Raw genomic sequence first — 18,050 nt, 5'->3', positions numbered from 1 at the left:
CTATTCATTATTTTGAACACACTACCTGTTGTGTGAAAATTAAATTTATTGATTTGTACTTGTCAATCATAGAATCTTTCGATGCGAATTGATAAAACGCTTTGTAATTTTTAAACTTTTTGTCTATTAAAATTGGTTTTCCAAAATTGATGTCGTAATCGTGTTCTCTTGTTAGCATATTCATACTGCCGTTCTCCTGAATTTTGATTGCGATGATATGTTTTTTCAAAAAATCATCTTTTTCAATGGTCTTAAAAGTTTCTATAAATCCTTTTTTAAATTCGCCTTCAATATTTCCTTGAACAATAGGAACTCTTGATGAAAAATTGTCCGACAATTGAAAAATACTGCCATTTTTATCAACATACAAAACGCCGTTTTTATTAACAACTCTTGCGATTGGGGACTTCTGCAAAACTTTAGTTGTTAACATACCGTCTTCTGAAATATACACTTCAGCATTTTCGATAAATGATTGCTTTTTTAGGGCACTTTCCAATTCTTTCAAATCTACTTTATCTTTTTGAATTGAGGAAGTGCCTCCCAAATTTTGTATTAACAAGTTATTAACCATTTCATTTGTTAAAAACATTTTGTTATTACCCTGAAACTCAACTTGTATCTTGCTGATTTTCTTGTTTTGACTTCTATTTTGCGTAAAAGAATACAAGAAAATTACCACAATTAACATCAATACTAACCGAATATTTTGCCAATTAAATTTTTTCATTTAGCACTTTTTTAATGTCCTTAACCATTTCGCCAATATCTCCTGCACCTATGGTTACATATACTTCTGCATCGGAATTTTCAAAGGATGTTAATAACTTTTCTTTGGTTACTAACTGTTTCTTTTTTGATGTAATTTTATCTAATAACCAACTTGAATTTACGCCTTCAATTGGCAGTTCTCTTGCTGGATAAATTTCCAATAACAGTATTTCGTCAAACTGCGACAAACTTTCTGCAAAACCATCAACAAAATCTTTTGTTCTACTGAACAAATGAGGTTGAAAACAAGCTATTATTTTTTTGTTTGGATACAACTCTCTAACCGCTTGATGCACTGCATTTATTTCGGTAGGATGATGTGCATAATCATCAATATACACTAATTTTTCGTTTCTGATTTGAAATGAAAAACGACGTCTTACACCTTGAAATGTAGCTAATGCATTACTTATTTTGTCATTTGAAATACCGTACGATTTTGCCATAGCAAAAGCCAATAAAGCATTTGTTAAATTGTGGTGACCTGGTAAGCCAAATTTTATATTTTCAATTAATTCTGTTGCGGTTTTTACATCGAAAACATAAAAGCCATTTTCAATTCTGATATTTTGAGCAACGTAATCAGCGCCTACATTTACAGCAATTGTATTTCCTTCTAAAGGCAATCCTTTGACAATAAATAAATTTTCTGAAGGTACTTTTTGTGCAAATTCTTTAAATGAAGCTTCAATAGTTGCCACATCACCATAAATATCTAAATGATCCGCATCCATAGAAGTAATGCAAGACAAATTTGGATGTAAATGTAAAAACGAACGGTCAAATTCATCAGCTTCAACAACTGTAACAGTTTTTCCTGTACCGATTAAATTAGAGTCGTAACCCTCAACAATTCCTCCTAAAAAAGCAGTAACATCTACACCGCTTTCATACAAAATATGTCCTAAAATACTTGATGTTGTTGTTTTTCCGTGCGTACCTGCCACTGCAAAACAAAACGTATCTTTTGTGATGATTCCTAAAACTTCAGCTCGTTTTTTTACCGTAAATCCATTGTCTAAAAAGAAGTTCCATTCGGTATGATTTTTTGGAACCGCTGGCGTAATAACCACTAATGTGTTTTCTGTATTTTTAAAACGTTCGTCAATTAATGCAATACTATCTTCAAAATGAATTTTAATACCATTGTCTTGTAATTCTTGGGTTAGCTGCGTTTCTGTTTTATCGTAACCCGCCACATTTTTTCCAAGGAATTGAAAATAACGCGCCAAAGCACTCATTCCGATACCACCGATACCAATAAAATAGACGTTATGTATTTGGTTTAAATTCATTATTTTTTTAGTACTTTTTTTATTTCTTCCACTATGGCTTTAGTGGCATTTGGTTTTGCTAATTTTTTAATATTTTCTGTCAGGTTTTGCAATTTCCCCTGATCCTTAACTATCGCTTCGAAAACAATTTTAAATTCGTCATCTAAATTTGATTCTTTAATTAAAATGGCGGCACCTCTTTCTACAATTGCTTTAGCATTTTTTGTTTGATGGTCTTCAGAAACATTAGGCGATGGAATAAAAATGGTTGGTTTTCCAACGATACATAACTCGGAAACTGAAGACGCCCCAGAACGAGAAATCACGACATCAGCTGCTGCATATACCAAATCCATTCTATCAATAAATGCCATTACTTGCACGTTTTCTTTTTCGTTATATTTTGAATATTCATTTAAATAATGCTTTCCGCATTGCCAGATAATTTGAAAATCTAATTGTAATAAAAAATCAAGTTCTTTTTCAATTAGTTGATTTATTCTTCTTGCGCCTAAACTTCCTCCTAAAATTAGAAGTGTTTTTTTAGAGGCATCTAATTTAAAATGAGCAATTGCTTCTTCTTTTTTACTGGCCACTTCCATTAAATCCTGACGAACTGGATTTCCAGTAAAATGCAATTTTTCTTTTGGAAAAAAACGTTCTAAGTTTTCATATGCCACACAAATAGAGTTGGCTTTTTTGGCTAATAATTTATTGGTAATTCCTGGATATGAATTTTGCTCTTGAATAACAGTAGGAATACCTAACATTGAAGCAACTTTTAAAACAGCACCACTTGCAAAGCCACCAGTTCCTATAACCACATCTGGTTTAAATCTTTTTAAAATAAAAAACGATTTAAGTAAACTTAAAGCTAATTTTATTGGAAACAATGCGTTTTGAACTGTGATTTTACGTTGCAATCCAGCAATCCAAAGTCCTTCAATATTATAACCCGCTTGCGGCACTTTTTGCATTTCCATTTTATCTTTCGCGCCTACAAACAAAAACGTAGCATCGGGAAATTGTGCTTTTAATTCGTTTGCAATAGCAACTGCTGGATAAATGTGTCCACCAGTTCCTCCGCCGCTAATGATAAATTTATTTGCCATTATTTTTTTTTATTACTGCATTCATTGGATTTTGTCCGTTCACCAAACTATCGCCTTGTTCTGTTTCGTTTTCTTGTTTTAAAGATTCACGAATAGAATACTTCATATCTTTTATTTTATGCTCGTCTTCTGAAAGGTTTTCCGTAGCATTTTCCGCATTCATAACTACTACTTCTCTTTCGATTAAACGCTGTAAAGCAGCTTCTTTATCTTGAAAATCTTTTAAATCAGCGGCAATTTCATCTTCTTTTTTAGTGACACTTAATATAATCCCTAAAGACAAACACGTCATCCAAATAGAAGTTCCACCACTACTAATTAAAGGCAATGGCTGACCGGTAACTGGTAATAATTCAACCGCTACACCCATATTAATTAAGGCTTGAATTATAATTGGAAAACCAAGTCCGATGATTAATAATTTTCCAAACAAATTTTTGGTTTTATTGGCTCGTATTAAGAATCTAAAAAACAACAGCATATAAAAAAACACCAAAACATACCCACCAATTAAACCGTATTCTTCAATAATAATGGCGAAAATAAAATCGGAAGACGATTGAGGTAAAAAATTCTTTTGGATACTTTTTCCAGGTCCTACGCCATTTATTTTCCCAACTGCTATGGCTATTTTAGCATTTTCAATTTGGTATTTATCTTCATCTGGTTTATCGGTTGTGAAATTTTCAATTCTACTCACCCAAGTATTTACACGACTAAACGTTTTATGTTTTGGAAAGGCTTGCGCCAATAAGAAAAAAAGCGCCAATGATGCCAATCCAATAGCCAACACAATTCCTAAATATTTTAATGGATATTGCCCAATATATAACAACATAAAAACCATTGCAAACATTAAAGCAGCTGTAGAAAAATTGGATGGTAAAATAAAGATTAAAACCGCTCCAACTGGAATCCAAATTTGGATTACCGAATCTTTAAACGTGTATTTGGTTTCGTTAATTTTTGTTAGCGTTCGAGCTACATATACCATTAAGATTGCAAAGGCAAGCGTAGAAGGTTGAAACGAAAAATTGACAAATGGAATTTCCAACCATCGACTTGCATTCGCACCACCAATAGTTTTTCCTTGTAATAATGTAAAAAGTAATGCTGGAATAATAATCCAAATGGCAAAAATGGAATATTTTTTAAACTTTTCGAAATGTAATTTGTGTATTAAAAACACAATAACTAATCCTACAATAACATGTAAAAAATGCTTTAGCAACAATACTAATGTTGAACCTTTTCCATTACCAACTGTATATACTAAGTTTGTACTCGCGCTATATACGGGTAAAAAAGAAACCAAAGCCAGTAATACAATTACAGCCCAAATGGTTTTATCTCCTTTAAGTTGGTTTATGATTTTGTTCATTTTTATTAGTTGCTTTGATTAAAAAAAATCAATTATAAATTTTGTACCGCTTGTTTGAATTTACGTCCTCTGTCTTCGTAGTTTTCAAATAAATCGAAACTTGCACAAGCAGGAGAAAGTAGCACCGTATCGCCTTTTTCTGCCATTTTGTTTGCAATTTTTACTGCTTCAGACATAGATGTTGTTTCAATAAACATCTCAACCAAACCTTCAAACTTATCGGCTAACTTTTTGTTATCAACTCCTAAGCAAATGATGCCTTTTACTTTTTCACGAACCAATGCCATTAACTCGTCGTAATCATTTCCTTTGTCTACCCCACCAACAATCCAAACTGTAGGTGTATTCATACTGTCTAAAGCAAAAAATGTGGCATTTACATTTGTGGCTTTAGAATCGTTAATGTATTGTACATTATTAATTTTCAATACTTTTTCTAATCTATGCTCTGCACCCTGAAAATTAGATAAACTTTCTCTAATAGTAGCTTTTCTAATGTTCATTAATTGCGCAACGGTTGTTGCTGCCATAGCGTTTTTTACGTTATGTTTTCCTTCTAAAGCTAGTTGATGTATTGGCATAATAAAATGATTTTCGTTAAGGTTGATATTTATTTCGTTGTTATCGTTTATGCTTCCACCTTTTTTTAATTTTTTTGAAATTGAAAAAGGCACTTTGTTTGCTTTTGTTTGATGTGAGGCAAACCAATTTGAAATGGCTTCATCATCATCATCGTATATTAAATAATCTGTTTCTGTTTGATTCATTGTTATTCTAAACTTTGAATCGATATATAAATTATAATCGTAATTGTATCTATCCAAATGATCTGGACTAATATTCAAAATAATCGCTATATCTGGCTTGTAATTAAAAATTCCATCTAATTGAAAACTACTTAATTCTAACACATAGCAATCGTGTTTGTTTTCGGCCACTTGCCAGGCAAAACTTTTACCAATATTACCTGCTAATCCAACATTTAAACCACCTTGTTTAAGTATATGATACGTTAACAAAGTCGTAGTAGTTTTACCATTACTACCTGTAATTCCGATTGTTTTTGCTGTGGTAAAAGGCGCTGCAAATTCAATTTCTGAAATTACTGGAATTTTCTTTTCTAGTAACTTTTTTACTATTGGCGCTTTATCTGGAATTCCTGGACTTTTCATAACCACATCGGCATTCAGAATTAAATTTTCTGTGTGCTTTTCGTCTTCCCAAGCAATTGCATTAATACTAAGAACTTCTTTATAGTTTTCTTTTATTTTTCCAAAGTCGGACACAAAAACATCGTATCCTTTTTTCTTTCCCAGAATTGCCGTTCCAACACCGCTTTCTCCACCGCCTAATATTACTAATCGCATTTTATCTTAATTTTAAAGATACTAATGAGAAAATTGCTAAAATGATAGCCACAATCCAAAAACGAGTTACAATTTTACTTTCGTGATATCCCTTTTTCTGATAATGATGATGCAATGGTGACATTAAGAAAATACGACGTCCTTCGCCAAATTTCTTTTTGGTATATTTGAAATACGCTACTTGTAACACCACTGAAAAGTTTTCTGCTAAGAAAATTCCACATAAAACAGGAATCATTAATTCTTTACGAACGGCAATTGCAATTACGGCAATAATTCCACCGATAGTTAAACTTCCTGTATCGCCCATAAATACGGTTGCTGGATAGGTGTTGTACCATAAAAATCCAATAAGTGCACCTACAAATGCGGCAATATATATCGTCATTTCACCCGAATTTGGGATGTACATAATATTTAAATAGTTAGAGAAAATAATATTTCCCGATACGAAGGTGAAAATACCTAAAACCAATACCGAAATGGCAGAAGTACCTGCCGCTAAACCATCGATTCCGTCGGTTAAGTTAGCACCATTTGAAACCGCAGTAATGATGAAAATAACTACCGGAATAAAAATTAACCAAGCCCAATTTTGATAATCATCACCCATAAACGATAGTAATTCCGCATAATCAAACGTGTTATTTTTCATAAATGGAATGGTAGTTTCCATTGATTTCACTTCAGGTGAAGTAGTTTTAATAACTGTTTCTATACCTTGTTTTCTTAGAACTACATCTTCTTTAATAGTAACGCTTGGATGAAAATATAAGGTAGCTCCAACTATGATTCCTAAACCAATCTGACCTATTACTTTAAACTTACCTTTTAAACCTTCTTTATCTTTTTTGAAAACTTTAATATAATCGTCTAAAAAACCAATACTTCCCATCCAAATAGTTGTCACCAAAAGCAAAATGATATAAATGTTATCTAATTTCGCTAATAGCAAAACCGGAACCAGTGTAGCTAAAATAATGATTAAACCACCCATAGTTGGCGTTCCTGCTTTTTGCACTTGCCCATCTAAACCTAACTCACGAACAGTTTCACCTACTTGTTTGTTTCGTAAATAGTTGATAATTCTTTTTCCATAGATGGTAGAAATTAACAACGATAAAATAACCGCAATCCCAGAACGGAACGTGATATATTGAAACAAACCTGCACCAGGCAAATTGTACGCTTCGTCTAAGTATTTAAAGATGTAGTATAACATAATTTTTGGGTTTAAAAGGTTAAAAGTTTATGGGTTTAAAAGGTTTTGGCAGTTTATCCGCATCAATTACACTCCTTACTATTCACTCTTTACTTTTTACTATTTTTCTAATTGTTTTAATATTTCTTGTACGATTTGCATATCGTCAAAATCCTGACGGACTCCGTTTATTTCTTGATAGGTTTCGTGGCCTTTTCCTGCAATCAGAATAATATCGCCTGAATTTGCCATTTGACAAGCGGTTTTTATGGCTTGTTTTCTATCTAAAATAGCTACTGTTTTTTTATAATTCTGAGCCTCTACTCCTGCTTCCATTTCATCAAGTATGGTTTGAGGATTTTCGGTTCTTGGATTGTCCGAAGTAAAAATGGCTTTATCGCTAAAAGAAGCTGCAATATTTGCCATAATTGGTCGTTTCGTTTTATCTCTATCTCCACCACACCCTACGATGGTAAATAATTGTTCGTTTTTAGTACGAATATTTTCTATTGTTTTCAGTACGTTTTCTAACGCATCTGGCGTATGTGCGTAATCCACAATTGCTGTAATTTTGTTAGCAGAAACCACAAACTGAAAACGACCTGAAACACTTTCTAATTCAGACAATAATCTTAATGCTTCTGTACTTTCTATTCCTAATTCTAGTGCAACACCGTAAATGGCTAAAATATTATATGCGTTAAACGAACCAATTAGTTTCGTCCAAACTTCTTCGTTATTGATTTTTAAAACCAATCCCGTTAATTGATTTTCTAATATTTGTGCTTTAAAATCGGCATACGTTTTTAAGGCGTACGTTTTTTTTCTTGCTGCCGTATTTTGAAACATAACTTCGCCATTTTTATCATCAATATTTGTGATAGCAAAAGCAGATTTTGGCAATCCATCGAAAAATGATTTTTTTACATCTCTATATTCTGCAAATGTTTCGTGATAATCTAAATGATCGTGTGATAAATTAGTAAACACACCACCTTCGAAATGTAAAGATTCGGTACGTTTTTGATGAATTCCGTGTGAGGAAACTTCCATAAAACAGAATTCGCAACCTACCGCAACCATTTCATCCAAATATTTATTAATAGTTAGCGAGTCAGGCGTAGTATGAGTCGCTTTATATTCTAACTCATCAACCATAATTTTTACGGTTGACAATAATCCTACTTTGTATCCTGCTTTTTTAAACATTTGATACAATAATGAGGCGATTGTAGTTTTTCCGTTTGTGCCTGTTATACCAACTAATTTTAGCTTTTCTGACGGATTATCGTAATAATTTGCTGATAAAAAGGCTAAAGCTTGATTAGAATTTTGCACCTTCACATACGTACAATTTTCTGATAATGTTGTTGGTAAAACTTCATAAACGATAACCGATGCACCCAAAGAAACCGCTTTGTCAATAAATTGATGCCCGTCTGAAAGTGTACCTTTAATTGCTACAAAAATATCATTGTTAGACACTTTTCTGGAGTCGAACTCGATTTTTTCTATAGTCAAATCAGTAGAACCGTGAACCGATTCAATGGCAACTTTATATAATATGTCTTTTAACTGGCTCACGATAATTCTATTGTTATGATTTGATTTTTCTTGAATGTTTCACCTGGATTGATGGATTGTTTTTTTACTTTTCCAACTCCAATAAATTTTACTTTAAACCCTAAATTTTCTAATAAAGAAACCGCATCCATTCCTGCCATTCCTTTTACGTTTGGCACTTTGTTTGTGTTTCCTTGAGATTTTTTTTCAAATTCGCTGTATAAAGCTTCTTGTTTTTTACTTTTTAATTTGATGTTTGTAAACTTATTTGTGTTTGGAACATCTGTAAATATTTTTTGAGCAATACGTTTGAAAACTGGTCCCGCTACATCAGCTCCATAATATCCTTTTGACTTATCTGGATTATGCACCACAACTATGCAAGAATATTTTGGTTGATCTGCAGGAAAATAGCCCACAAAAGAAGACGCATAAGACATTTCTGCTTTACTGTAGTTTACCTGAGCAGTTCCTGTTTTACCTGCCATTGAAAAATCGGCAGAATACAAACTTTTACCTGTCCCGTTTTTAACTACATTTTCCAATACTTTTCTAACTTTTAGTAAAGTTTCATCAGAACATATTTTCGGATTAATAACTTGTGGATCGTACTTTTTAATGGTTTTACTCCACTCTTTTATTTCACTTACAAAAATTGGTTTTACCATTTTACCATCATTTGCTACCGCATTATACAAGGAAAGTGTTTGTAAAGGCGTCATAGAAACACCATATCCAAATGCCATCCAAGGCAACGTGGTGCCATACCAATTTTTAGCTCCTGGTTGTGGAATTACAGGTTGTCCTTCTCCTTTAATTTGCAAACCCTGTTTTTTATTTAATCCGTAACTGTTGATTCTATTGATAAATTGCCAAGGATTATTTTTATAGGCCTGATAAGTTGCTTGTACTAAAATGGTATTTGACGACACTTCAAAACCTTTTGCTAATGACGCAATTCCATATCCGTGATGATTTGAATCTTTAACAGGTCTGCCTTGTATCATAACTATACCACCATTTGAATTATAAACAGAACTGGTATCTGCTTTTTTATCATCAATTAAGGCAATTAAATCCATTAATTTAAAGGTAGATCCCGGCTCGTGAGATTCCGTTAGTGCATAATTTTGAGTTTCGAAATACGAACCATCTTCTGATTTTCCTAAATTTGAAATGGCTTTTATGTAACCCGTGTTGGTTTCCATAACCACTACACATCCGTGGTCTGCTTTATAAAACTCTAATTGTTTTAAAAGTGCGTGATGTGCGATATCTTGAATAAAAACATCAATAGTTGAAATTACATCGTACCCGTCAACTGGATCTAATTCATTAACATCAGAAATAGGTTTCCATTGATTTTTTGCAATTTTTTGCATCCAATGGTGGCCGTTTGTTCCGTTTAAATATTTACGAAACGCATATTCTAAACCTTTACCTTGATTGCCATCGCGTTCATAACCTATCGTTCTGTTTGCAATTAATCCAACAGGATGTTTACGAACGGTTTGCTGCTCGGCAATAATTCCGCCTTTATTTGCTCCCAACTTAAATAACGGGAACTCTTTTACGCGCATATATTCAGTAAACGTTAATTTTTTAGCAACTAAAAAATATCTGTTTTTAGTGTTTTTGGCTTTTCTTAAATCTCTTTGAAATTCGCCAGATGATTTTCCTACAAGTTTTGCAAGTGAATCTGACAAGGCAACATAATATTTCTCAAAATTTTCTTCAGATGGTGTCACCGCATCAAAACGGATGGTATATTCAGGAACTGAAGTAGCTAATAAACTTCCATCTGATGAGTAAATATTTCCTTTATTTGCAGGAATTTCGAAATTTTTAACGGTGCGTTGTTTGGCTAATTTTCTATAATAATCGCCACCTACCCACTGTATATTAAATAGTTTTATAGCAATCGCAAACGCAAACGCAACAACGCAAACCACCACAAATGCCAGTCGGTAAGAAATTATATTGTCGTTTTTTATTGCCATATTTTTAATTTATCTATAAAACTTTTTTCTTCAGGTTTACGTATTACAATTTTTTTTGGTGGAACGGTAGACGGCAAAATTTGTCTTGCTTCCATTTTTTTAGAAACAGTGGATTCCATTTTTAATTTCATTAGTTCAGAACGTGTATCTACAAATTTCGAACGCAACTCTTTCACTTCATTGGTTAAACTTGTAATCCTATAATTTTTTTCATCGTAGTTATGGTTAAAATACACCATTAACATAGCCAAGGAAAAAACGAAAATTATAAATTTCCAAGTTTTTAGCGCATCATCATCAATTAAGAATTTCGCTTTTAATAGACTATATATACTACTTTCTTTTGCCATTATTTTTTTTCTGCTACTCGTAATTTTGCGCTTCTTGCTCTATTGTTTATTTCTATTTCTGCTGCTGAAGGCACAATTAATTTTTCAATACTTTTAAAAGGCACCTCGAAATTTCCAAAAAAATCGCGTTCTGGTTCGCCTTCAAACATCCCGTTTCTTATAAACCGTTTTACCAATCTGTCTTCTAAAGAATGATACGAGATTACACTTAATCTTCCTCCAGATACCAATAATTCTTCCGTTTGCATTAAAAATTCTTTTAATACTTCAATCTCTTGATTTACTTCTATACGAATGGCTTGATAAATTTGAGCTAAAATTTTATTTGCTTTATGCCCAGGCAAAAAACGAGACAAAACTTCTTTTAGTTGCTCTGAATTTTTAATTTTATTATCTGCTCTTGCGGCTACAATTACGTTTGCCATAGCGCCGCCATTTTTCAATTCACCAAAATCAACAAAAACGCGTTTTAGTTCACTTTCTGCATAATCGTTTACCACTTCATAAGCAGAAAGTGTATCATTCTGATTCATTCTCATATCTAAAGCGGCATCAAAACGAGTAGAAAAACCTCTATCTGCTACATCGAATTGATGAGAAGAAACTCCGAAATCACCCAAAATTCCATCTACTTGTTTAACTCCGTGAAAGCGTAAGAACCTTTTAATAAATCTGAAATTCTCATTAATTAATACAAATCGTTCATCATCTATTGTATTTGCTAACGCATCTGTATCTTGGTCAAAACCAAACAATTTTCCGTTTGGTCCTAAATGCTTCATAATTTCTCTTGAATGTCCGCCGCCGCCAAAAGTGACATCAACGTAAATTCCGTCTGGTTTAATATTTAAACCTGCAACTGTTTCTTTTAAAAGTACTGGGTTATGATATTCCATCTTCCTCTTCATTTTGGTTACCCATTACTTCTTCGGCTAAATCAGCAAAATCAACCATCGCGTGATCTAATGCAGATTCGTATAAATTTTTATCCCAAATTTCAATAATTGAAACCGCTGATGACAATACAATATCCTTATCAATTTTAGAAAACAAGACCAAATCTTTCGGAATTAATAACCTACCTGTTGCATCAATTTCTACCATTCTAACGCCAGCAGTAAATGCTCTAATAAAATCGTTGTTCTTTTTTACAAAGCGATTTAATTTGTTGATTTTCTGCATGACTTTATTCCATTCCTTCATCGGATACAATTCCAAGCAAGGTTGAAAAACGGAACGTTTCAATACAAAACCTTCCTCAAAATTACCCAGTTGTTTTTTCAGAGGCGCAGGTACCATTAACCTTCCTTTTGCATCAACTTTGCACTCGTATGTTCCTAAAAATGTATTCAACTTTTATAAATGAATTATTATTGAGACAAATTTAAAAAATATTTTACCACTTTTTACCACAAAATACCACTTTGTTAATAAGTTTTTGATTAAAATAGTTTGAAATACCACTTATGTACTGAAAATACTGATAATTACAAAGAATTTAAGTTTTTAACGATTAAATAAATTGTTGAAAAAACATTAAAATTTCCAGTAATGATTCTCAAAACAAATTGAAAATTAGAGTTTTAGCTTGGAAACAATTTAATAATCTGAATTATGAAAAAAATGTGAAAAAAAAATGTATTTTTGTACGTATTAGATAGTTGAACACGAAGACGTTTTTATGATAAAGAAAGAAAAAAAATATACGTATTTTGAATCAGGTGAAGGCACGCCAATAATTGTGTTACATGGTTTGATGGGCGGCCTAAGTAATTTTGACGGAGTGGCTAATTTTTTTCCAAATAAAGGATACAAAGTAATCATTCCTGAATTGCCGATTTATTCGCAAAGTTTATTAAAAACTAATGTAAAAGCATTTGCCAGATATGTAAAAGACTTTATTGTTTTCAAAGGATTAGAACGAGTAATTTTAGTAGGAAATTCATTAGGCGGGCACATTGGCTTGTATTTTACGAAACAATACCCTGAATTAGTTAGAGGATTAGTAATTACAGGAAGTTCGGGATTGTACGAAAGCGCTATGGGAGAAAGTTACCCTAAACGTGGAGATTATGAATACATTAGAAAAAAAGCGGAAGACGTATTTTATAAGCCTGAAGTGGCAACAAAAGAAATTATTGATGAGGTTTTTGCAACCGTAAACGACAGAATTAAATTGTTGAAAACGTTAACTATTGCCAAAAGCGCCATTCGTCATAATATGGCTAAAGATTTACCAAAAATGCATGTACCAACTTGTATTATTTGGGGAAAACAAGATAAAGTAACGCCACCAGAAGTAGCTGAAGAATTTAAAAAATTGCTTCCAAATTCTGAATTATATTGGATTGACAAATGTGGTCATGCCGCTATGATGGAAGAACCAGATCAATTTAATGATTTGTTATTTAAATGGCTTAGCGAGAAAAAATTATAAATTATGGAAAAATCTATTGAAAATAATATAGAAAATATAAAATCGATATTTATAAAATACAACGCCAAAAGTGCCTATATTTTTGGAAGTATGACAAAAAACAATTATCACGAAAAAAGCGATGTTGATTTTTTATTTAGTTTCTATGACGATTTAGATTACGAAACGTATGCATTAAATTATTTTAGTCTCTTAAACGATTTGGAAAATTTATTACAAAAACCAATAGAATTAGTAGCTGAAAAAACATTAAAAAATAAATACCTAATTGAAAGTATAAACGAAAGTAAATTTCAAATTATATGACGACTAGAGAAGAAAAAAAATTACTTTTAGACATCGTTGATTGTATTAATTCTATTGATGAGCATTTGGAAAATCGAAGAATTTTAGAGGAATATCTATCAAGCAAAACTAAAAGAAGAGCCGTAGAAAGAGAATTAGAAATAATTGGAGAAGCTATGTCTAAACTTTTAAAAATAAACCTAAACATAAAAATATCTTATTCTAGAACTATAGTTGACTTGCGAAATAAAGTAATACATGCCTATGATAGTGTTGACGATATTTTAATTTGGAAGATAATTATGAAAGATTTACCATTATTATTATCCGAATCAAATAACTTATTAAATGAAAATTAATACCGCCGAATTTGTAGTTAGTAATTCCGAAGTGGAAAAATGTCCGAAAGACAGAATTCCAGAATATGCTTTTATTGGACGATCAAATGTTGGAAAATCATCGTTAATTAACATGATTACCAACCATAAAAATCTTGCTAAAACCTCTGGAAAACCTGGTAAAACCCAATTAATCAACCATTTTTTAATTAACAAAAACTGGCATTTAGTAGATTTACCGGGTTATGGATACGCCAAAGTTTCAAAAACCACAAAAGCAAAATTTCAACAATTTATTACGGATTATTTCGAAAGCAGAGAACAACTTATTTGTGCGTTTGTTTTGGTAGATATTAGACATGAACCTCAAAAAATTGACACTGAATTTATTGAATATTTGGGTGAAAGTGAAATTCCGTTTTGTATTGTTTTTACAAAAGCAGACAAATTAGGGAAAACGCATATTCATAAACACGTGGAAGCATACAAGAAAAATTTATTAGCCAATGATTGGGCAGAAATGCCACAATATTTTATTACCTCAGCCGAAAGTGCTTTGGGCAAGGAAGAAATTTTGACTTATATAGATGAAGTGAATCAGAACTTGTTTACGGGTTCAGATTTTTAATATAGGTACACGGATTTTCGGATTATTATAAATTTATTTAACCCCCCAATAGTTTTGAGCTTTTGGAGGGTTTTTTTATTTATTTCACCAACAACGAATGCTGCGTCATGGCTTCTGGTTGCGCAATTCCCATTAAGTCTAAAATAGTTGGGGCAACATCTCCTAAAACACCTGATTGAATGTGTATTTTATCGTTATCCACTAAAATTACAGGTACTGGATTAGTTGTATGTGCGGTATTTGGCGAACCATCTGGATTTATCATGGTTTCGCAATTTCCGTGATCTGCAATTACAATTGTAGTGTACTGATTTGCTAAAGCCGTTTCTATAATTTCTTTTACGCAAACATCAACGGCTTCACATGCTTTTATAGCTGCTGGCATACTTCCAGTGTGACCAACCATATCGCCATTTGCGAAATTTAAACACACGAAATCAACCTCTCCTTTTTGTAATTCTGGTACTAAAGCATCTTTTAATTCGAAAGCACTCATTTCGGGTTGTAAATCGTACGTGGCTACTTTTGGTGAGTTTTTTAATATTCGAGATTCTCCATCAAAAGGTTCTTCTCTTCCACCAGAAAAGAAAAATGTTACGTGTGGATATTTCTCTGTTTCTGCAATTCTAATTTGTTTTTTTCCTGCTTTGGAAAGTACTTCACCTAAGGTTTCAGTAATATTATCTTTATCATAAATAACGTGTACATTAGTATAGGTGTCGTCATAATTGGTTAACGTAACATAATACAACGGTAATTTATGCATATTTTGTTCATGAAAATCGGTTTGCGAAAGCACTTCGGTTAGCTCTCTACCTCTATCAGTTCGGAAATTAAAGAAAATTACCACATCATCAGGCTGAATAACTTGTCCTTCTTCAGCAAATAAAGGTTGAATAAATTCATCTGTTACGTTTTCATCGTAACTTTTTTGAATACTTTCTGCAAAATTTGTTGATTTTTCACCAATTCCTTTCACTAATAAGTCGTATGCTAATTTTACACGTTCCCAGCGTTTGTCTCTATCCATTGCGTAATATCTACCAATTACTGATGCTAATTTAGCCGGAGTTTTTGATAGAAAATTTTGTAAATCTTGTATGTATTTTTTTCCTGATTTTGGATCTACATCTCGCCCATCAGTAAAAGCATGAACAAACATATTTGTTACTCCATTTTCCTGAGCAGCTTCAATTAATCCACGTAAATGTGACGTATGAGAATGTACGCCACCATCTGAAACCAAACCTAAAAAATGAACGTTTTTATGATTTGTTTTTGCATAATTAAAGGCGTCAAGTAACGGTTTTTCATTTTTCAATGTATGATTTTTAACAGCTAAATTAATTTTAGCTAAATCTTGGTAAACAATACGTCCTGCACCTAAATTCATATGACCTACTTCTGAATTTCCCATTTGACCCTCTGGTAAACCTACGTGAAGTCCATCAGTACGCAATTCGGCATTTGGATAGTTTTTATATAACGAATCTATAAATGGTGTATTGGCATTATCTATGGCTGAAACTTTAGGGTCTGGAGAATGTCCCCAACCATCTAAAATCATTAAAATTACTTTTTTGTTCATCACTATTGTATTTAAGATACGAAGTTACTGATTTTTTAAACGCCGACTTAAAAAAGTTAGTAACGAAAAGGTTTTCTTAATTTAATTGTAGAAAAATAGTAGTGTTATTTTAGAGCATTCTTGGCTTGGTTGTAATCAATAAAATATCGGATACTGATAGAAAATGTATGATTTAAATCTTCATGATTAAATACTTTCTTAGTATTATAAACAAAATTCTTGTCTATTGTATTTTGAAAAATACCTGATGCATTTCGGTATAAAAAAGACATTTGACTTCCCGGTGCAAACCACCAACTATAAGACAAATCAAAGTTCCATAAATTTAAATTCTGGTTGGCATTATCCGTGTAAGAATACGCTTCAGTATACCCATTTTCTAATAATTTATAGTACGAATTATTTTCGGAAAACGACCAATAATGCCTTAGCTTTAATCCAAAATTCATATTTGCAGTGATGGAATATTTTCCTTCTAAACTCGTTTCTAAAGTTTGGTTGTCTCTTTTTGCAAAAATAATATCATTTCCAATTCGATCTACACGACCTAAATCTTGATATTCATTGAAAAAATTATTTCTATAAATTAAGGATAATTTGTCGTTAAAACGATATCTCGGACTCAAATCAATACCCCAATACCACCAACCTTTAGTTTCAGTTATACCAATATTTGGATTGATATCAAATGCGAATTTATTGTTGTAATTGGTAGAAATAAAACCCCACATACCATAATTTTTCGGAAAAATTACAAATCGCCCTTCGGCTTGTGGATTATAAAAATTATATCTTTCAAACGGATTTAAATTAATTCCTATACCTGCAGAATGATTTTTTTTATTAGTTAAGTTTAAATTAATATTAAAATTTTGCTCCTGTAGATAATTAGTTGTTTTATCAAATTGCGCAAACGTATTTAAACTTATCCTAAATGAGTTTAATTTTTCTGTCGATTGTAGAAGTCTGTAATTTGCATTAGCATTAATGGAATAATAATTGGTTTGAAAATTAAAACCTAAATCATTATTATCATAATCTTTGGAAACATATTCTCCAAAAACCGAAAATCTAATTTTTCCAGAAGTTTCTCCAAATCCTAAATTAGCCGTAATTCCGTTTTTGTTCTGCAAATTGGCATAATTGTTTACATAACTATATTTTAGAGCGCCATTTAAATTGTACGTATTTTTTTTTGTATTTAAATCGAAAGTTGTTGCAGTAACATTTGCATCTCTAAAATTTCCATTTCGAGTGACGTTTGTATTAATTAATGATACAGAAGAATTTCCATTAAAACGCTGATCTAAAACCAAAACATTATAATTAGCCAAAGGCTCAACCGTTTCTGTTCTTGTGTTTCCAGTATTTATATCACGAATTACTACATCTGTTTTTTTTGTAACCGTATTTAAAAAACCAATTCCTAAACCGTCTTTCGTTCTACCCGAAACTTTAACTGCATTAACTAAATCAATGGTGCTTGGAAAATCTAAGACTTCTTCTGTTTCTGAAATTTCTGGATATTTGCTGGCGCGTTGTCCAATTCTTCTAGAATAAAAGAGCCCTCCTTTATTAAACAAATCGGTTCCTTCTGTAAAAAAAGGTCTATTTTCATCAAATATTTGTTCGAAAGGGCCTAAATTTAAAATCTTATTATCAAATCTGGTTTGACCAAAATCGGGAATTAAAACCATATCTAAAGTAAATGCATCGGTTAATCCGTATTTTAAATCCAACCCCCCTTTAATAGTT

At 32.0% G+C, this 18,050-nt stretch carries 17 protein-coding genes; 4 read left to right on the top strand and 13 right to left on the bottom strand.

Features of this window, described 5'->3' with window-relative positions; translation table 11 throughout:
- Positions 1-7: 7 nt before the first annotated feature.
- The 11 genes from ACIQ16_RS03090 to mraZ form a co-directional block, all read right to left on the bottom strand.
- On the bottom strand, positions 8-730 hold the full coding sequence (locus ACIQ16_RS03090; RefSeq protein ID WP_396148571.1) for a cell division protein FtsQ/DivIB: 723 nt from the start codon (positions 728-730) through the stop codon (positions 8-10).
- On the bottom strand, positions 717-2,066 hold the full coding sequence (murC, locus tag ACIQ16_RS03085; protein WP_396148569.1) for a UDP-N-acetylmuramate--L-alanine ligase: 1,350 nt from the start codon (positions 2,064-2,066) through the stop codon (positions 717-719). The genes ACIQ16_RS03090 and murC overlap by 14 nt, the downstream gene beginning before the upstream one ends.
- Positions 2,066-3,160 carry an undecaprenyldiphospho-muramoylpentapeptide beta-N-acetylglucosaminyltransferase gene (gene murG / locus ACIQ16_RS03080; RefSeq protein ID WP_396148706.1) on the bottom strand — a complete coding sequence of 365 codons (1,095 nt, stop codon included), beginning with the start codon at positions 3,158-3,160 and terminating at the stop codon, positions 2,066-2,068. The genes murC and murG overlap by 1 nt, the downstream gene beginning before the upstream one ends.
- The gene (locus ACIQ16_RS03075; RefSeq protein WP_396148567.1) at positions 3,147-4,538 is read right to left on the bottom strand and encodes an FtsW/RodA/SpoVE family cell cycle protein; all 1,392 of its coding nucleotides are present in this window, start codon (positions 4,536-4,538) and stop codon (positions 3,147-3,149) included. Before ACIQ16_RS03075 ends, murG begins: the two co-directional genes overlap by 14 nt.
- A gap of 32 nt (positions 4,539-4,570) precedes the next feature.
- Positions 4,571-5,905: a UDP-N-acetylmuramoyl-L-alanine--D-glutamate ligase gene (murD, locus tag ACIQ16_RS03070; protein ID WP_396148565.1), complete on the bottom strand. Its 1,335-nt coding sequence runs from the start codon at positions 5,903-5,905 to the stop codon at positions 4,571-4,573.
- A gap of 1 nt (position 5,906) precedes the next feature.
- Positions 5,907-7,127 (bottom strand): phospho-N-acetylmuramoyl-pentapeptide-transferase, encoded by a 1,221-nt coding sequence (gene mraY / locus ACIQ16_RS03065; protein WP_291241263.1) that lies wholly within the window; start codon positions 7,125-7,127, stop codon positions 5,907-5,909.
- 99 nt (positions 7,128-7,226) lie between these two features.
- A complete protein-coding gene (locus ACIQ16_RS03060) occupies positions 7,227-8,690 on the bottom strand; it encodes a UDP-N-acetylmuramoyl-L-alanyl-D-glutamate--2,6-diaminopimelate ligase (protein ID WP_396148563.1) in 1,464 nt (487 codons plus the stop codon).
- Positions 8,687-10,669 carry a penicillin-binding protein gene (locus ACIQ16_RS03055; protein ID WP_396148561.1) on the bottom strand — a complete coding sequence of 661 codons (1,983 nt, stop codon included), beginning with the start codon at positions 10,667-10,669 and terminating at the stop codon, positions 8,687-8,689. The genes ACIQ16_RS03060 and ACIQ16_RS03055 overlap by 4 nt, the downstream gene beginning before the upstream one ends.
- Positions 10,660-11,019, bottom strand: coding sequence for an FtsL-like putative cell division protein (locus ACIQ16_RS03050; protein ID WP_291241260.1), 360 nt, complete (start codon positions 11,017-11,019; stop codon positions 10,660-10,662). Before ACIQ16_RS03050 ends, ACIQ16_RS03055 begins: the two co-directional genes overlap by 10 nt.
- Complete coding sequence (gene rsmH, locus ACIQ16_RS03045) at positions 11,019-11,927, bottom strand: 16S rRNA (cytosine(1402)-N(4))-methyltransferase RsmH (protein WP_396148559.1); 909 nt, start codon at positions 11,925-11,927, stop codon at positions 11,019-11,021. The genes ACIQ16_RS03050 and rsmH overlap by 1 nt, the downstream gene beginning before the upstream one ends.
- The gene (gene mraZ / locus ACIQ16_RS03040) at positions 11,902-12,372 is read right to left on the bottom strand and encodes a division/cell wall cluster transcriptional repressor MraZ (RefSeq protein WP_291241258.1); all 471 of its coding nucleotides are present in this window, start codon (positions 12,370-12,372) and stop codon (positions 11,902-11,904) included. Before mraZ ends, rsmH begins: the two co-directional genes overlap by 26 nt.
- Before the next feature lie 328 nt (positions 12,373-12,700).
- On the opposite strand from mraZ, the gene ACIQ16_RS03035 reads away from it, so the two are divergent.
- Genes ACIQ16_RS03035 through yihA form a run of 4 tightly spaced genes read left to right on the top strand, consistent with a single transcriptional unit; the run spans position 12,701 to position 14,707 of the window.
- Positions 12,701-13,456 (top strand): alpha/beta fold hydrolase, encoded by a 756-nt coding sequence (locus ACIQ16_RS03035; protein ID WP_396148556.1) that lies wholly within the window; start codon positions 12,701-12,703, stop codon positions 13,454-13,456.
- Between the two features lie 3 nt (positions 13,457-13,459).
- Positions 13,460-13,762, top strand: a complete 303-nt coding sequence (locus ACIQ16_RS03030) for a nucleotidyltransferase family protein (protein WP_396148554.1) — start codon at positions 13,460-13,462, stop codon at positions 13,760-13,762.
- Positions 13,759-14,100, top strand: coding sequence for a DUF86 domain-containing protein (locus ACIQ16_RS03025; RefSeq protein ID WP_396148552.1), 342 nt, complete (start codon positions 13,759-13,761; stop codon positions 14,098-14,100). Before ACIQ16_RS03030 ends, ACIQ16_RS03025 begins: the two co-directional genes overlap by 4 nt.
- Entirely contained in the window at positions 14,090-14,707 is a 618-nt protein-coding gene (gene yihA, locus ACIQ16_RS03020; RefSeq protein ID WP_396148550.1) for a ribosome biogenesis GTP-binding protein YihA/YsxC, read from the top strand. The genes ACIQ16_RS03025 and yihA overlap by 11 nt, the downstream gene beginning before the upstream one ends.
- 79 nt (positions 14,708-14,786) lie before the next feature.
- On the opposite strand, the gene gpmI is transcribed toward yihA, so the two are convergent.
- Both gpmI and ACIQ16_RS03010 read right to left on the bottom strand, forming a co-directional pair.
- Positions 14,787-16,295: a 2,3-bisphosphoglycerate-independent phosphoglycerate mutase gene (gene gpmI / locus ACIQ16_RS03015; protein WP_396148548.1), complete on the bottom strand. Its 1,509-nt coding sequence runs from the start codon at positions 16,293-16,295 to the stop codon at positions 14,787-14,789.
- Positions 16,296-16,399: 104 nt separating this feature from the next.
- On the bottom strand, positions 16,400-18,050 hold a 1,651-nt coding region (locus ACIQ16_RS03010; protein WP_396148546.1), incomplete at its 5' end, for a DUF5916 domain-containing protein.

The organism is Flavobacterium sp. (assembly GCF_044360715.1).
Lineage (GTDB): Bacteria > Bacteroidota > Bacteroidia > Flavobacteriales > Flavobacteriaceae > Flavobacterium.
This window is presented reverse-complemented; position numbering and strand designations above follow the sequence as displayed.

What these genes read in the sequence shown, in the direction of transcription:
- murC (WP_396148569.1), bottom strand. Translation starts at nt 2,066, where the DNA reads ATGAATTTAAACCAAATACATAACGTCTATTTTATTGGTATCGGTGGT.
- ACIQ16_RS03030 (WP_396148554.1), top strand. Translation starts at nt 13,460, where the DNA reads ATGGAAAAATCTATTGAAAATAATATAGAAAATATAAAATCGATATTT.
- yihA (WP_396148550.1), top strand. Translation starts at nt 14,090, where the DNA reads ATGAAAATTAATACCGCCGAATTTGTAGTTAGTAATTCCGAAGTGGAA.
- ACIQ16_RS03050 (WP_291241260.1), bottom strand. Translation starts at nt 11,019, where the DNA reads ATGGCAAAAGAAAGTAGTATATATAGTCTATTAAAAGCGAAATTCTTA.
- ACIQ16_RS03075 (WP_396148567.1), bottom strand. Translation starts at nt 4,538, where the DNA reads ATGAACAAAATCATAAACCAACTTAAAGGAGATAAAACCATTTGGGCT.
- rsmH (WP_396148559.1), bottom strand. Translation starts at nt 11,927, where the DNA reads ATGAAGAGGAAGATGGAATATCATAACCCAGTACTTTTAAAAGAAACA.
- murD (WP_396148565.1), bottom strand. Translation starts at nt 5,905, where the DNA reads ATGCGATTAGTAATATTAGGCGGTGGAGAAAGCGGTGTTGGAACGGCA.
- ACIQ16_RS03025 (WP_396148552.1), top strand. Translation starts at nt 13,759, where the DNA reads ATGACGACTAGAGAAGAAAAAAAATTACTTTTAGACATCGTTGATTGT.
- gpmI (WP_396148548.1), bottom strand. Translation starts at nt 16,295, where the DNA reads ATGAACAAAAAAGTAATTTTAATGATTTTAGATGGTTGGGGACATTCT.
- ACIQ16_RS03055 (WP_396148561.1), bottom strand. Translation starts at nt 10,669, where the DNA reads ATGGCAATAAAAAACGACAATATAATTTCTTACCGACTGGCATTTGTG.
- ACIQ16_RS03090 (WP_396148571.1), bottom strand. Translation starts at nt 730, where the DNA reads ATGAAAAAATTTAATTGGCAAAATATTCGGTTAGTATTGATGTTAATT.
- mraY (WP_291241263.1), bottom strand. Translation starts at nt 7,127, where the DNA reads ATGTTATACTACATCTTTAAATACTTAGACGAAGCGTACAATTTGCCT.
- ACIQ16_RS03035 (WP_396148556.1), top strand. Translation starts at nt 12,701, where the DNA reads ATGATAAAGAAAGAAAAAAAATATACGTATTTTGAATCAGGTGAAGGC.